Source organism: Pseudomonas sp. LBUM1649, from assembly GCF_059716155.1.
The window spans coordinates 4,614,528-4,628,484 of sequence record NZ_CP166807.1 but is presented as its reverse complement, the minus strand read 5'-3'; the positions used below and the strand labels follow the sequence as shown (position 1 = coordinate 4,628,484).

The 13,957-nt window shown below is 57.9% G+C and carries 12 protein-coding genes; 9 read left to right on the top strand and 3 right to left on the bottom strand.

The features are described from left to right. Window positions 1-88 precede the first annotated feature (88 nt). A complete protein-coding gene (locus ACA058_RS21465) occupies window positions 89-916 on the top strand; it encodes an arylamine N-acetyltransferase family protein (RefSeq protein WP_497635795.1) in 828 nt (275 codons plus the stop codon). Between the two features lie 63 nt (window positions 917-979). Here the strand turns inward: ACA058_RS21465 and ACA058_RS21460 are convergent, their stop codons facing one another. Further along, window positions 980-1,303, bottom strand: coding sequence for a BrnA antitoxin family protein (locus tag ACA058_RS21460; RefSeq protein WP_497635794.1), 324 nt, complete (start codon window positions 1,301-1,303; stop codon window positions 980-982). Between the two features lie 3 nt (window positions 1,304-1,306). Next, window positions 1,307-1,588 carry a BrnT family toxin gene (locus ACA058_RS21455; RefSeq protein WP_497635793.1) on the bottom strand — a complete coding sequence of 94 codons (282 nt, stop codon included), beginning with the start codon at window positions 1,586-1,588 and terminating at the stop codon, window positions 1,307-1,309. Between the two features lie 255 nt (window positions 1,589-1,843). On the opposite strand from ACA058_RS21455, the gene ACA058_RS21450 reads away from it, so the two are divergent. Beyond that, window positions 1,844-3,361: a nucleobase:cation symporter-2 family protein gene (locus ACA058_RS21450; RefSeq protein ID WP_497635792.1), complete on the top strand. Its 1,518-nt coding sequence runs from the start codon at window positions 1,844-1,846 to the stop codon at window positions 3,359-3,361. A gap of 131 nt (window positions 3,362-3,492) precedes the next feature. Here ACA058_RS21450 and ACA058_RS21445 read toward each other — a convergent pair whose 3' ends face one another. Further along, window positions 3,493-4,242, bottom strand: a complete 750-nt coding sequence (locus tag ACA058_RS21445; RefSeq protein WP_497635791.1) for an NADPH-dependent F420 reductase — start codon at window positions 4,240-4,242, stop codon at window positions 3,493-3,495. 101 nt (window positions 4,243-4,343) lie between these two features. Here ACA058_RS21445 and ACA058_RS21440 point away from each other — a divergent pair, with 101 nt between their 5' ends. From ACA058_RS21440 to ltrA, 7 genes are all read left to right on the top strand, one after another. Further along, entirely contained in the window at window positions 4,344-4,721 is a 378-nt protein-coding gene (locus ACA058_RS21440; RefSeq protein WP_497635790.1) for a winged helix-turn-helix transcriptional regulator, read from the top strand. Between the two features lie 239 nt (window positions 4,722-4,960). After that, window positions 4,961-5,581 carry a TetR/AcrR family transcriptional regulator gene (locus ACA058_RS21435; RefSeq protein ID WP_497635789.1) on the top strand — a complete coding sequence of 207 codons (621 nt, stop codon included), beginning with the start codon at window positions 4,961-4,963 and terminating at the stop codon, window positions 5,579-5,581. A 178-nt stretch (window positions 5,582-5,759) separates the two neighbouring features. Next, entirely contained in the window at window positions 5,760-6,881 is a 1,122-nt protein-coding gene (locus tag ACA058_RS21430) for an efflux RND transporter periplasmic adaptor subunit (RefSeq protein ID WP_497635788.1), read from the top strand. Continuing rightward, complete coding sequence (locus tag ACA058_RS21425; protein WP_497635787.1) at window positions 6,878-9,964, top strand: efflux RND transporter permease subunit; 3,087 nt, start codon at window positions 6,878-6,880, stop codon at window positions 9,962-9,964. Before ACA058_RS21430 ends, ACA058_RS21425 begins: the two co-directional genes overlap by 4 nt. A gap of 151 nt (window positions 9,965-10,115) precedes the next feature. Further along, window positions 10,116-10,691, top strand: coding sequence for a TetR/AcrR family transcriptional regulator (locus ACA058_RS21420; protein ID WP_497635786.1), 576 nt, complete (start codon window positions 10,116-10,118; stop codon window positions 10,689-10,691). A gap of 230 nt (window positions 10,692-10,921) precedes the next feature. Further along, window positions 10,922-11,476, top strand: coding sequence for an OsmC family protein (locus ACA058_RS21415; RefSeq protein ID WP_497635785.1), 555 nt, complete (start codon window positions 10,922-10,924; stop codon window positions 11,474-11,476). An 847-nt stretch (window positions 11,477-12,323) separates the two neighbouring features. After that, window positions 12,324-13,556, top strand: coding sequence for a group II intron reverse transcriptase/maturase (gene ltrA, locus ACA058_RS21410; RefSeq protein ID WP_497635775.1), 1,233 nt, complete (start codon window positions 12,324-12,326; stop codon window positions 13,554-13,556). Window positions 13,557-13,957: the final 401 nt, after the last annotated feature.

Sequence of the window (13,957 nt, the reverse complement as noted above, 5' to 3'; positions counted from 1 at the left end):
GCCGGTCGATTGGCTAAATCAATTGTCGGCCGTACCCGTTCATCCCTTATACATAGCGTCCACAGCTTGCGTGCATAAGGATCAAGCGATGAGCGAGCCACGTCTGACAAACCCTGCCTCATACCTGCAACGTCTGGGATTCGAAGCTCCCCCGGCGCCGACCCTTGAAACCCTGCGCCTGCTTCAATTGCGTCACACCGGTGCTTTTGCGTTTGAAAACCTCACCACGCTGGCGGGCGAGCCGGTGCGCATCGACCTGTCGTCGATCGAGCAAAAGGTCCTGCAGGATGGACGCGGCGGTTACTGCTACGAACTCAACTATCTGTTTCTGGCCTTGCTCCAGGCGCTTGGCTTCGACGCGCGGGGCATCAGCGGGCGCGTGGTCATGGGTCAGCCGGACGGCGCCTGGCCAGCGCGTACGCACCGCTTGAGCCTGGTGACGCTCGATGGCGTGCGCTACATCACCGATGTCGGCTTTGGCGGCATGGTGCCCACCGCACCGCTGTTGCTCGACAGCCTTGATGAGCAATTGACTCCCCACGAGCCGTATCGCATCGAACAGCACGCCGACGGCTACACCCTTCGCGCCAAGGTCGCGAATGAATGGCGCCCAATGTACATCTTCGACCTGCAGCGCCAAGAGGACATCGATTACACCGTCGGCAACTGGTACGTCTCGACCCACCCCGAATCTTCGTTCGCCAAGCAACTGATGGTGGCCCGAACCGGGGAAGGGTGGCGACGTACCCTTAATAACGGCAGCTTTGCGATCCATCGCATGGGGCAGGACAGCGAACGCCGGCAAGTGGCCGATGTACAGGAGTTGATCGGCGTGCTGGAAAGCGAGTTCGAGATTCGGGTGCCCACGCATGGGACGTTGATGCGCACACTTGAGCGATTGATAGCGCCGCAATAGGCGGATCATCGTGCACACAAAAAATGGGCGGATTGGATCAGCATGCCCCTTTTTCGTGCTTGATCATGGCCGGGCTTCGGGCTCCATCACCCGCTGAATTTCGCTGAGGGCTTGCGCGAGCTTTTTTTCCAGGCTTTTCAGCTCAGAGGCGGTGATCCCCTTTTTCAGGTGCCTGGCAGTACTGGTCTCTGCTTTGTCATGCTCGGTCAGCAATGCCCGACGCAGCGTGTTGTTGATCGCGGTCTGGTAGCCATATCCTTCGCTCTCTGCGAGCGCGCGTGCCGCCTCGATGACGACGTCATCGAGCATGATGGTGATGCGGGTCTTGCCTTTGCTGGGGGCAACTGCCCCACGCCTGGCATGGCTGAAGTCGTACTCGTCTTTCATTGGTCAAGCCTCCAGATACTGGCGGCGCTCGTTTTTGCTGGCGAGGCGCGCGGAAATGATTCGAACGAAATTCGGATCACGGTAGGTGTACGCCACGACCAGCAAACGACCCTTGCCGTCCAGCCCCATGATGATCCAGCGCTGTTCATCATGGTGATCGTCCTGAAGGGTCAGGGCATGTTCATCATGGAAGACAGGCTCCGTCTCTGCGAGGCTGATGCCCAGGTGCTTGAGTTTATTGGCTGCGTTCTTCGCCTTGTGATACTGAATTTCGAATGGCTTCATTATGCATACTTTATATGTATATGGAAGAGGGCGATCTCTGCCGATGGTCGCCAGGAATTCAAAAGACTAGTGGGCGCTGGAGAATGGACCGGACGGATGTATTTCAAGGTTTTTTGCGATGTGGAGCGCGGTGGCACACAGTCTGCATGAACGACCGTTCATAATTTGACTGGAAAGTTGTATACAACTCTATAGACATTTGTCCGGGATCTTGAATACAGTGTGCGCATAACAAAAACCAGGGAACCCCCTAACATGAAAACGCCCCATGTTTCACACCAACGACCTGAAGATGAAAATCTCGGGATCGGCGCGAATATGGCTTACGGCCTGCAACATGTTCTGACCATGTACGGTGGCATCGTCGCGGTGCCTTTGATCATTGGTCAGGCGGCCGGGCTGTCGCCGGCGGACATCGGTTTGTTGATTGCTGCCTCATTGTTTGCGGGGGGGCTGGCCACGTTGCTGCAAACCCTGGGTCTACCGTTTTTCGGTTGTCAGTTGCCGCTGGTACAGGGCGTGTCGTTTTCCGGCGTCGCGACCATGGTGGCGATTGTCAGCAGTGGTGGTGAAGGCGGGTTCCAGTCGATCCTGGGGGCGGTGATAGCCGCGTCCCTGATCGGGTTGCTGATCACGCCGGTATTCTCGCGAATTACCAAGTTCTTCCCGCCGCTGGTCACGGGCATTGTAATCACCACCATCGGCCTGACGCTGATGCCGGTGGCGGCACGCTGGGCCATGGGTGGCAACAGTCACGCCCCTGACTTTGGCAGCATGGCCAACATCGGCCTGGCAGCGGTGACGCTGATGCTGGTGCTGTTGTTGAGCAAGATCGGCAGCGCCACTATCTCCCGGTTGTCGATCCTGTTGGCGATGGTCATCGGTACGATCATCGCGGTGTTCCTCGGCATGGCGGATTTCTCGTCCGTCAGCCAGGGGCCGATGTTCGGTTTCCCGACACCCTTCCACTTCGGTATGCCGACCTTCCACTTCGCGGCGATCCTGTCGATGTGCATCGTGGTCATGGTGACCTTGGTGGAGACTTCGGCCGATATCCTGGCCGTTGGTGAAATCATCGAGACCAAGGTCGATTCCAAACGCCTGGGCAATGGTCTGCGCGCGGACATGCTGTCGAGCATGATCGCGCCCATCTTCGGCTCCTTCACCCAAAGCGCCTTCGCCCAGAACGTCGGGCTGGTGGCGGTAACCGGCATCAAGAGCCGTTATGTGGTGGCCACCGGGGGCCTGTTCCTGGTTATCCTCGGCCTGCTGCCGTTCATGGGGCGCGTCATCGCCGCCGTGCCGACCTCTGTCCTCGGTGGGGCCGGTATCGTGCTGTTCGGCACCGTCGCGGCCAGCGGCATTCGGACGCTGTCCAAGGTCGACTACCGCAACAACGTCAACCTGATCATTGTCGCGACCTCCATCGGTTTCGGCATGATCCCGATTGCCGCGCCGAACTTCTACGATCACTTCCCAAGCTGGTTCGCCACGATCTTCCATTCGGGCATCAGCTCCTCCGCAATCATGGCCATCGTGCTCAACCTGACCTTCAACCACCTCACGGCCGGTAACTCCGACCAGCAGTCGGTGTTTGCGGCCGGTACCGAGCGGGTGTTGCGCTATCAGGACCTGGCGGCGTTGCGCGAAGGGGATTACTTCAGCGACGGCAAGTTGCACGACTGTGATGGCAAGGAGATTCCAGTGGTGGAGTCGGCGCACGGGGCCGTGGACCCGCGGCCGGTGCTGGCTAAAAGCAGCGAGCATGTCTGACCTGCATCGCGGATGAAAAAAAGCCGATCTGTTGAATAGACAGATCGGCTTTTTCTTTGCAGATCAAAAGATCGCAGTCTTTTGCGCAATTCCATACACCATGGCTTACGAATGGATCGGTGACGAGGCACTCAGTTGACCGCGTTGAAGTTCCGGTTAAATGCCACCACGTCGGCGTGGGAAGGATTCTTGGCGAATAGCTCAGGTAAACGCGCATTAAACTCCTCTCGTTTCTGCGCGGCGGTTCCCTTGACTGCGGCGGCCAGCGCCGGACGCATTTGATCAGCGGTGTAATCGCAGCAGTACGCTGGGGTGCATGGCTGTTGCCGCCACGAATTCTCGAGGCTTGCGCTGTCGACCGGATCGAAGCCAACGTCATCGACGAGCTTCATCACGAGAGTTTTCTGACTGACATCGTCGCCAGCGACGGCGACGCCAAGACGGCCTTTCGCCCCTTTCGGTTGACCAAGATTCTCCAGCGAGTAAGCCAGGAGATTGTTGAATGCCTTGATGACCGGTCGGCCGAGCTGCTCGCTGACCCAGACGCTCTCCGTTTGATCAGATTCCAATGCGGGGATCTGCGCGTCTCTCAGGCCTGGGTAGTAGTTGCTGGTGTCGACCACCGGAACCGAGGAGGGTAGTTCGGCCAGCAGACCTTCTGGAAGCGTTACCATTGCTGGCAGTGGGATGGCAAGTATCACAGCATCGGCGCCGTCTATCGCATCTTTGAGGTCGGCAGGGGTGACGCCGGCCTCTTTAGCAAAGCTGCTCACAGCAGCTTTTCCGCGGGAGTTGGCCACGCGGACCTCATGGCCAGCAGTGGCGAGCCGACGGGCAAGGTTCCCACCGATAGATCCGATTCCAACGATAGCGATTTTCATAGTCCCTCCAAGGATTCAAAGTCCGGACACGGTATTATCGATGCTGTAAAATTCGCAAGAACCGACGTTTTTGTCTGTAACGCACCAAAAGGTAAGTATTGATGGATCGTGAGTGGGAATGTGAGAACCCATTACGGCGGCAGGCCTGGTCTGCTGCCATCAACGCCACGCTTCGCGTGCTGGAGGGGAAGTGGAAGATCGTCATCATCAATGAGCTGATGGCCGCCAAAGGCCGGCCGCTTAGGTTCTCCGAACTGGAGAAGCTCATTCCCGACGTCACGCAGAAGATGCTTATCCAGCAGTTGAAGGGGCTGCAACAAGACGACATCGTTCACCGAACCGTTTACCCAGAAGTGCCTCCGCGGGTGGAGTACGCCCTGACAGAGCTGGGTCATGCACTTGCCCCTACAATGACCGCGCTTATCGGCTGGGCCGAACTCCGTCACCTGCACCATGCAAAGCGTGTCGAAACCACTTAACGACGATAAATCCTCGGGCTCGCTAATTCGCGAGCCTGATCGGAGAAATGCTCGGGCAATTCCACACTGGGTTCTGAGTAGTCGGGGCCCGCTGCGCAACCTGCAACCATACCCAAACACAGTAAGACGGCGAAACGAGGAGGAGGGTGGATGCGATACCTGCGAAAGGGTCGATTTGTGACGGTATTACAATTTGGTCACAAGTTGTCAACCAGCTTTGGGATGAGTAAGCTGCTCGCATGAATCAGCCATCAGTTTCTTCGCCCAGCGCCCGTGGCCCAGCCGATCACGACATTCGAGACCAGATTGTCGCGGCGGCCAACGAGCATTTCAGTCAGTACGGTTATGGCAAAACAACGGTTTCTGACCTAGCCAAGGCTATCGGCTTTTCCAAGGCTTACATCTACAAATTCTTTGACTCCAAGCAGGCGATTGGTGAAGCAATCTGTACAAATTGCCTGACTGAAATCGTTGTGGCAGTAGAGCAGGCCATCAATGTAGACAGCATCTCGCCGACTGAACGTTTTCGGCGCCTGGTCAAAACCTTAATCGCTACAGGTGTGAGCCTGTTCTTTAACGACCGTAAACTCTACGACATCGCAGCGTTCGCCGCGTCGGAGCGCTGGCCCAGCTCACAAGTCTATGACGCTCAGATCAAGAGCTTCGTGTTGCAAATCGTGCGTGAGGGGCGAGAGCTCGGCGAGTTTGAACGCAAGACACCGCTGGACGAGACGGTAGAGGCGATTCATCTCACTCTGCGGCCCTTCATCAATCCTCTGCTATTGCAGTACAACCTCGATTTTGTTGAAGAAGCCCCTTCTCTCATCTCCAATCTTGTTCTGCGCAGCCTGATGCCTTAAACCTGTGCTGACGGATGCGCTGCGCATCCGTATCAGCGTGTGCGACTGAAAAAACCAGATATCAAGCCTCTTTGCTTTGCTCTGATCAAGTGGGCGATGTCCATTCATCTCGGTAGTGACTATTGACATAATTGGTCACTTGAATAAGCATGATGCATCCGCTACCGGGGAGGTCTTTATGATCCAGCGCCACCGTATGTCACTCATTTTCATTGTCTTGTTGCCGTTTGCCCTGGCGGCCTGCAACGAGGCCGCGCCTGCCGATCCTCGCCTTCAAGTGCCCTTGGTGCGCATCGGCGTGGTTCAACCCTCCGCGCCTGAGGCACGGGTATTCACCGGTATTGTCGCGGCTCGAGTTCAGAGCGATCTCGGTTTTCGGGTGCCTGGGAAAGTCTTGGAGCGCCTGGTGGACTCTGGGCAGAGTGTCAAACGTGGGCAGCCACTCATGCGCATCGATGCCAACGACCTGACGCTGACCGCGAGGGCGCAGCAGGAAGCGGTGCTGGCCGCTACGGCCCGAGCCCGGCAGGCCTCCGATGATGAGCGTCGCTACCGTGATCTGGTGTCCGTCGGAGCGGTATCTGCTTCAGCTTACGCAGGGTTCAAAGCGGCTGCCGACTCGGCGAAGGCCCAACTCAACGCTACCCAAGCCCAGGCTGATGTGGCGAAAAACGCGACCGGTTACTCGACGTTATTGGCTGATGCTGATGGGGTTGTGGTGGACACCTTGGCCGAGCCGGGGCAGGTGATTGGCGCCGGTCAGGTGGTGGTGCGTGTTGCCCACTCAGGGCAGCGCGAGGCCGTGATCCAGTTACCCGAGACGCTACGTCCTGCGCTGGGCTCGGCGGCGACGGTTGAGCTCTACGGGCAGAACCAGCGTGCAGGCAGCGCCCGTTTACGTCAGCTGTCCGACTCTGCCGACCGACAGACCCGAACGTTTGAAGCGCGTTATGTACTGGAGGGTGCGCTCTCCAACGCCACCCTGGGTTCGACGATCTCAGTGGTTATCGCTGACACGGATGTTGCTGATGCCAAGGAATTGCAGGTGCCCATGGGGGCCCTCTACGACGCGGGTAAAGGCCCGGGTGTCTGGGTGGTTGAGGGAGATCCGGAGCAGGTGGTATGGCGCCCCATCAAGGTTCTCAGTCTGAATAACGAGGCCAGCATGCGCGTAACGGGTGATCTCCAGGTGGGTGATCGTGTCGTCGCAATGGGTGCGCACTTATTGAATGAGGGAGAGAAGGTCAGGACTGAACTTGCCGGTGCCACGCAAAAAACGCTGGTTGAGGTGAGTCGATGAGCGGCTTCAATCTTTCGGCGCTGGCAGTACGCGAGCGCTCAATCACCCTGTTTTTGATCCTGCTGATTTCTGTGGGTGGGTTGTACGCCTTCTTCAAACTGGGGCGTGCGGAAGACCCCGCATTCACCATTAAACAAATGACGGTGGTCACCGCCTGGCCTGGTGCGACGGCCCAGGAGATCCAAGACCAGGTGGTAGAAAAGCTGGAAAAACGCATGCAGGAACTGCGTTGGTACGACCGGACCGAGACCTTTACCCGGCCCGGCTTGGCATTCACCACGGTTTTTCTGCTCGATAGCACGCCGCCCTCAGCCGTCCAGGAGGAGTTTTACCAGGCGCGCAAGAAAATCCTGGATGAGCAAAAGGGGTTGCCGTCCGGGGTGATCGGCCCGATGGTCAATGATGAGTATTCCGATGTCACCTTCGCGCTCTATGCGCTCAAGGCCAAGGGCGAGCCGCAACGTCTGTTGGTGCGCGAAGCCGAGAGCTTGCGCCAGCGTCTGCTGCATGTGGCGGGTGTGAAGAAGGTCAACATCATCGGTGAACAGGCCGAGCGCATTTTTGTCGAGCTGTCCTACGAGCGTCTGGCGACACTGGGCATTTCCGCACGAGACATCTTCAGTGCGTTGAACACGCAGAACATGATAACGCCGGCCGGCTCAGTTGAAGCGAAGGGGCCACAGGTTTTCATCCGCCTGGATGGCGCGTTTGATGACCTGCAGAAGATTCGCAATACCCCACTGACGGTGCAGGGCAGAACCCTCAAATTGTCCGATGTGGCTGAGGTCAAGCGCGGTTACGAGGACCCTGCGACGTTCCTGGTACGCAACAATGGCGAGCCCGCATTGTTGCTCGGCGTGGTCATGCGCGATGGCTGGAACGGTCTGGATCTGGGGAAGTCGCTGGAGGCCGAGGCGACAGCGATCAACGAGCAGATGCCTTTGGGCATGAGCCTGACCAAGATCACGGATCAGGCGGTGAATATTGGCGCATCCGTCAACGAGTTCATGGTGAAGTTTTTTGCTGCCTTGGGCGTGGTGCTGCTGGTGTGTTTTCTCAGCATGGGCTGGCGTGTCGGCGTTGTGGTTGCCGCAGCGGTGCCGCTGACCCTGGCCGCAGTGTTCATTGTCATGGCGGCCACGGGCAAGGACTTCGATCGAATTACCCTGGGCTCGTTGATTCTGGCGCTGGGACTGCTGGTGGACGATGCAATCATTGCCATTGAAATGATGGTGGTGAAGATGGAGGAGGGCTACGACCGAATCAAGGCCTGCGCTTATGCCTGGAGCCACACGGCCGCGCCGATGTTATCGGGTACGTTGGTGACGGCGATCGGCTTTATGCCCAACGGTTTTGCCAAGTCGACCGCTGGTGAGTACACCGCGAACATGTTCTGGATCGTTGGTATTGCGCTGATCACTTCCTGGGTGGTGGCTGTGGTGTTTACACCTTACCTGGGCGTCAAACTGCTGCCGCAGATCAAGGTGCCTGAAGGCGGGCATACCGCGATTTACGGCACACCGAACTACCAGCGTTTCAGGCGCCTGCTGGGCAGTGTGATTCGCCGCAAAGGCCTGGTGGCGACATCCGTCGTGGGCTTGTTTGTTGTTGCGATTCTGGGCATGGGCGTGGTCAAGAAGCAGTTCTTTCCAACATCCGACCGACCTGAGGTGCTGGTTGAGGTGCAGATGCCTTACGGCACCTCTATCGAACAGACTGATGTGGCGGCGGCCAAGGTCGAGGCGTGGTTGGCTCGGCAGCCGGAAGCCAAGATCGTCACCGCCTACATTGGCCAGGGCGCGCCGCGCTTCTATTTGGCGATGGCCCCTGAGCTACCCGATCCATCCTTCGCAAAAATCGTCGTCCTGACCGCGAGCCAGCAAGAGCGCGAGGCGCTCAAGCTCCGCCTCAGGCAAGCCGCAGCCGATGGCTTGGCGCCTGAAGCCCGGGTGCGGGTGACGCAGTTGGTATTTGGTCCTTACTCACCGTATCCCGTGGCCTTTCGGGTGATGGGCGCCGACGCTGCGGTGTTGCGAGATATCGCCGCGCAGGTGCGTGAGGTCATGACCGCCAGCCCCATGATGAGGACCGTCAACACCGATTTGGGCGAGCGCACACCAGCGCTTCATCTCGCGCTGGATCAGGATCGCCTGCAAGCATTCGGCTTGACCTCGACCGATGTCGCGCAACAGTTGCAATTCCTGCTCACGGGAGTGCCTGTCACCGAGGTGCGCGAGGACATTCGTTCGGTTCAAGTGGTCGCTCGCTCGGCGGGAGAGACGCGTCTGGATCCGTCGAAAATTGCCGCCTTCACGCTGACCGGCGCCCAAGGGCAGCGCGTGTCGCTGTCCCAGGTAGGGGTGGTGGATGTGCGCATGGAGGAGCCCATTCTGCGACGTCGTGATCGTACGCCGACGATGACTGTGCGCGGTGACGTGGCTGAAGGTCTTCAGCCTCCCGATGTCTCCAACGCCTTGATAACGCAGTTGCAGCCCACCATCGAAAAACTGCCGGCGGGCTACCGGATTGAGTTTGCCGGCTCGATCGAGGAGTCGGGTAAAGCGAACAAGGCATTGCTACCGTTGTTCCCGATCATGATCGCGCTGATGTTGCTGACCATCATCATTCAGGTGCGCTCGATGTCGGCCATGATGATGGTGTTCGCCACCGCGCCGTTGGGCCTGATTGGTGTGGTGCCAATTCTGCTGCTGTTCCAGCAACCGTTCGGGATCAACGCCTTGGTGGGACTGATTGCCTTGTCAGGGATTCTGATGCGCAACACGCTGATCCTCATTGGCCAGATTCACTCCAATGAGCAAGCCGGCCTGTCGCCTTACAACGCCGTGGTCGAAGCCACTGTGCAGCGCGCGAGGCCCGTGATTCTCACGGCGTTGGCGGCGATGCTGGCGTTCATTCCGCTGACCCATTCGGTGTTCTGGGGAACGCTGGCCTACACCCTGATTGGCGGTACGTTTGCCGGCACCGTGCTGACCCTGGTGTTCCTGCCAGCGATGTATGCCCTCTGGTTCAAGATCAAGCCTGAGCCCGCGCATGAGCTTGCAGCGAGCACTCATGTTGCTTGATACCTGCGCCGGATTTACCGCCATTCAAGGCCGCGCAGGTCTCATTTACAGGCCGATTCCAGTGGGTGGTTCATAGGTGCGCAACCTGAGCGCTGTCTTGTGAAGAAGTACTAATTTATGATGCCGCATTGATAAATTTGGAAACGGCATCATGAGTACACGTTCCGACCTACTGACAAGCGCTGAGATTCTGTTGCGTACCAAGGGCTACGCAGCCTTCAGCTATGCCGATCTGGCGGAAGACATCGGTATCAGGAAGGCGAGTATTCACCACCACTTTCCCACCAAAGAAAGTCTGGCGATTGCCATCGTTGAGAGTTATCTGTTCCGGTTCAAGAATCAGTTGGAATGCATCAATGATGAAAATACCGGCATTATCGATCGGCTCAATGCCTTCGCCTTGATGTTCGCACAAAGCAGTAAAAACGCGATGCTTCCGCTTTGCGGCGCCTTGGCGGCGGAGTTGCTGGCTTTGCCTGAAAGCCTAAAGGAAATGACGCGGGATTTTTTCGAAATCCATCTCAATTGGCTTCAGGCCAATATCGTACTGGGCCAAGCGGCAGGGGAACTCAAAGCTGAGCTGGACGGCGGGAAGGTTGCCAGGTTCATCTTGAATACGTTGGAAGGTGGCAGCTTTGTATCTTGGGCGCTGAACGACAATTACGAACAGTCTTCTGGAATTGATTTCATTTTAGATGGACTTCGGGTTACTGAAACGCATCACTGAGCTTCGATCAGCTTTTTTCTGCATCATAGAACGACCGATTCTGCCACTGCTGGCTCGGTCCGTTTTCCCGCCTCGTAAGTGGTTCCCCTTAGCTCACACTCTCTGATTTCTTTTTGGCGCGCACTCAATCTGACTTGCGTACATCTATTTTCTTGATTGCCAACCTACTAGTAGGTAGCCTGTTTCTCTTCCGGGCCAAACGCCCGGCCCATCCGAAGAGGAACGAACACATGAGCAACAACCTGAATGGTATCGATGTCGCCGCACTCCAGCAGTTTGCCCAAGGCGTTGCCGAGGATGCGACCAAGCGCCACGCGAGCTTCAACGTCAAGACTCAGTGGAAAGGCCAGACTCGCTCTGTGGCCAAAGTCAACCGCTACAGCCTGGCCGGTGAAACCTTCTCGCGGGATTTCGAAATCGTCACCGATGAGCCTAATGAATTGCTGGGCCAAAACACTGCCCCTAACCCTCAAGAGCTGCTGATGGCCGCTCTCAACGCCTGCATGTCGGTCGGTTATGCCGCCAATGCCGCGACGATGGGAATCAAGATTCACAGCCTGGAAATCGAGACTGACGGCACCCTCGACCTGCGTGGCTTCCTGGGCATCGACGAAAGCGTCAACCCGGGCTACGACGAAGTGAGTGTAGTGATTCGCTTGCATACCGACGCCTCCCGTGAGCGTGTTGAAGAGCTGCACAGCGTGGTGCTCAAAACCTCTGTCAACTACGCCAACTTTTCGAAAGCTATCCGTATGGTGCCGACCCTCGAAGTGCGTGAGGGCTGATTCGCCTGTTTCAGGATGCTGGAATTATGTCTGTTCGGGCCTGACCACAGTGGCGAGCACTGCCTGATGAAAGCTCCCTCCCCGGGCAATGCTGTTCACTTAAGCATGGGGTTGTATATAAGAACTGGATTGGGGGGATATCCATTGCTGCGGTAACGGCCACTTAGGGTTTCGCTTTTACAGCGAGTCACTTGGAAAAGCCCTGTAGGAGCGAGCCTGCTCGCGATGGAGGTCAACGATTACGCGGGGAGCCTGACACCCCGCGGTGCTCTCTGGTTTTTCGCGAGCAAGCTCGCTCCTAGTGTGCCCGGCATGGGCCAAAACCAGTCACCTGAAAAGTGGTGACCAGAATGAGTGACGAGAACTGTAGTGAAACGCAAGGGGGAAGCCGCGAGGCCAGCCTGAAAGAAGCGTGTAGCAAAGGCGCGACCGCAGGAACACGAACAAGCAGTGAGGCCGGATGCGGGCGATAAGTGTGCTGGGAGCCACGAAATCCAACGGTCACCGAAAGACGCATCAGGTAGAGCTTGGCGGCCCGAGCCGAAGGTTTTGGCACCTTACCCGGGGAGATCTCGCGGGCGTAGCCCGCGAGAAGTCAGCAGATGCCGTAGTAGTGAAGAAAGGTCGTAATGGATCCGGAGCGAAGGGCTGAAGAACAGAAACACTCACCATAGACTGCTGCCTACAAAGCGAGAGCCTTTTGAAACCGCACCCGGAAATGCCATGTGGCACGTAGCGGGATGGCCTTGCGTGGGAAAGTCGGGTGGACCTCGACGAACGTGCGCAAGGAAGGGGCGAGTCAGCAGGCAGACGGAACAGGAATAGAGACGTGTTGAGCGAAACCTGCATGGAAACGATCGTCGAAAAGGAGAATATGCACCGAGCGCTCAAGAAGGTCCGGGCGAACAAAGGGGCGCCGGGGGTCGACGGAATCACTACCGACGAGCTTACCGCGCACCTTCAAACGCACTGGCCGGCCATCAAGGGCAAACTTCTGGACGGGACCTATAAACCGGGCCCTATCAAAGGCCTCAGGATCCCCAAGCCGCAAGGCGGGGAGCGGCTGTTGGGCATTCCGAATACGCAGGATCGCCTGATCCAGCAATCGGTTCAACAGCACCTGACACAGCTGTGGGATGCCAAATTCAGCGAACACAGCTATGGCTTCCGGCCAGGCAGGAGCAATCTCGATGCCATACGAGCCGCCAAGGCCTTTGTCCTGGAAGGCAAGACCTGGGTTGTGGATATCGACATCGAAGCTTTCTTCGATCAGGTCAGCCACGACAGGCTGATGAGCCTCATATCCAGGGATGTCCGCGACAAGCGGCTGATGCGGTACATCGGCCAGACGCTTCGAGCGGATATGCTGTTGGACGGTCAGCGGGTCAAAAGGACGGCCGGAACTCCGCAAGGGGGGCCGCTAAGCCCGCTGCTTGCCAACCTCTATCTGGATGCTCTGGACAAAGAGTTGGAGACCCGAGGCCTAAGCTTCTGTCGCTATGCTGATGACTTGGTGATCTATGTCACCAGCGAGCGCAGCGCGGACCGCGTGCTGGGCAGTGTGACGGCTTGGATAGAGAAACACCTCAAGCTCAAAGTGAGTGCCAGCAAGAGTGGCACGGGGCGGCCTTGGGATCGCGACTTCCTGGGTTACAACATCGACGAACAAGGGAATGGCCAGCTGTCTGGCAAGACCGTGAAGAAATACCGCAAGAAAGTCCGCGAGCTGTGGTCGGCCAGGCAAAGCCTGACGAGCACCGAGCTGGTGGCTCAATGGGGCCGTTACATCCGGGGGTGGTACGAATACTTCCGCTGGGTGAAGGACGACTTCAAGCGGTTATCGCAATGGACTCGCCGACACATGCGCAAATGTTTCTGGCAACGCTGGCACAGCCGTGAAGGACGAATGCGCAAGCTGCGCGGGCTTGGTATCGCAAGCCGGCAACTCGCGCGAGTAAGTTTTCACGACGGTGCCTGGCGAGCGGCGCGCCACCCAGTGATGCAGCAGGCGATGAGTCTGAACATGATGCGTCGCTGGGGACTGTGGACGCCGCAGGACTTCGCCTCAGCACCTCGCTGAGCTGTTCAACCGCCGGATGCGGAAAACCGCACGTCCGGTGGTGTGGGAGGGGTAACGGGCGTAAGCCCGTTGCCTCCACCCAATCAGGGCCCGCCGCCATCGGCCATCCATGGCCGTGCGCGGCTAACCCGGCATCCATGCCGGTTTACCCACTGCGCAGAACCGGAACGAAGCCTCTCGATATAGGGCAAGAAAATCAAAAGCAAAAGCAGAGCTACAGCCAGAGCGAGGCGGCCTTATAGCCGACCTGATTGCAGGTCTGCCCGCGATCCCATTGTAGGAGCGAGCCGGCTCCGGGCGGCGTTCCGACGAAAAACGTCCGGACAACGCGATCCTTCAGACAGGGCGCGTTATCGTTGACGTCCATCGCGAGCAGGCTCGCTCCTACAGGGAAACGTGCT

Bases quoted from the DNA above. Each gene is read 5' to 3' on its own strand.
- ACA058_RS21465 (WP_497635795.1), top strand. From the start codon at position 89: ATGAGCGAGCCACGTCTGACAAACCCTGCCTCATACCTGCAACGTCTG.
- ACA058_RS21460 (WP_497635794.1), bottom strand. From the start codon at position 1,303: ATGAAAGACGAGTACGACTTCAGCCATGCCAGGCGTGGGGCAGTTGCC.
- ACA058_RS21455 (WP_497635793.1), bottom strand. From the start codon at position 1,588: ATGAAGCCATTCGAAATTCAGTATCACAAGGCGAAGAACGCAGCCAAT.
- ACA058_RS21450 (WP_497635792.1), top strand. From the start codon at position 1,844: ATGAAAACGCCCCATGTTTCACACCAACGACCTGAAGATGAAAATCTC.
- ACA058_RS21445 (WP_497635791.1), bottom strand. From the start codon at position 4,242: ATGAAAATCGCTATCGTTGGAATCGGATCTATCGGTGGGAACCTTGCC.
- ACA058_RS21440 (WP_497635790.1), top strand. From the start codon at position 4,344: ATGGATCGTGAGTGGGAATGTGAGAACCCATTACGGCGGCAGGCCTGG.
- ACA058_RS21435 (WP_497635789.1), top strand. From the start codon at position 4,961: ATGAATCAGCCATCAGTTTCTTCGCCCAGCGCCCGTGGCCCAGCCGAT.
- ACA058_RS21430 (WP_497635788.1), top strand. From the start codon at position 5,760: ATGATCCAGCGCCACCGTATGTCACTCATTTTCATTGTCTTGTTGCCG.
- ACA058_RS21425 (WP_497635787.1), top strand. From the start codon at position 6,878: ATGAGCGGCTTCAATCTTTCGGCGCTGGCAGTACGCGAGCGCTCAATC.
- ACA058_RS21420 (WP_497635786.1), top strand. From the start codon at position 10,116: ATGAGTACACGTTCCGACCTACTGACAAGCGCTGAGATTCTGTTGCGT.
- ACA058_RS21415 (WP_497635785.1), top strand. From the start codon at position 10,922: ATGAGCAACAACCTGAATGGTATCGATGTCGCCGCACTCCAGCAGTTT.
- ltrA (WP_497635775.1), top strand. From the start codon at position 12,324: ATGGAAACGATCGTCGAAAAGGAGAATATGCACCGAGCGCTCAAGAAG.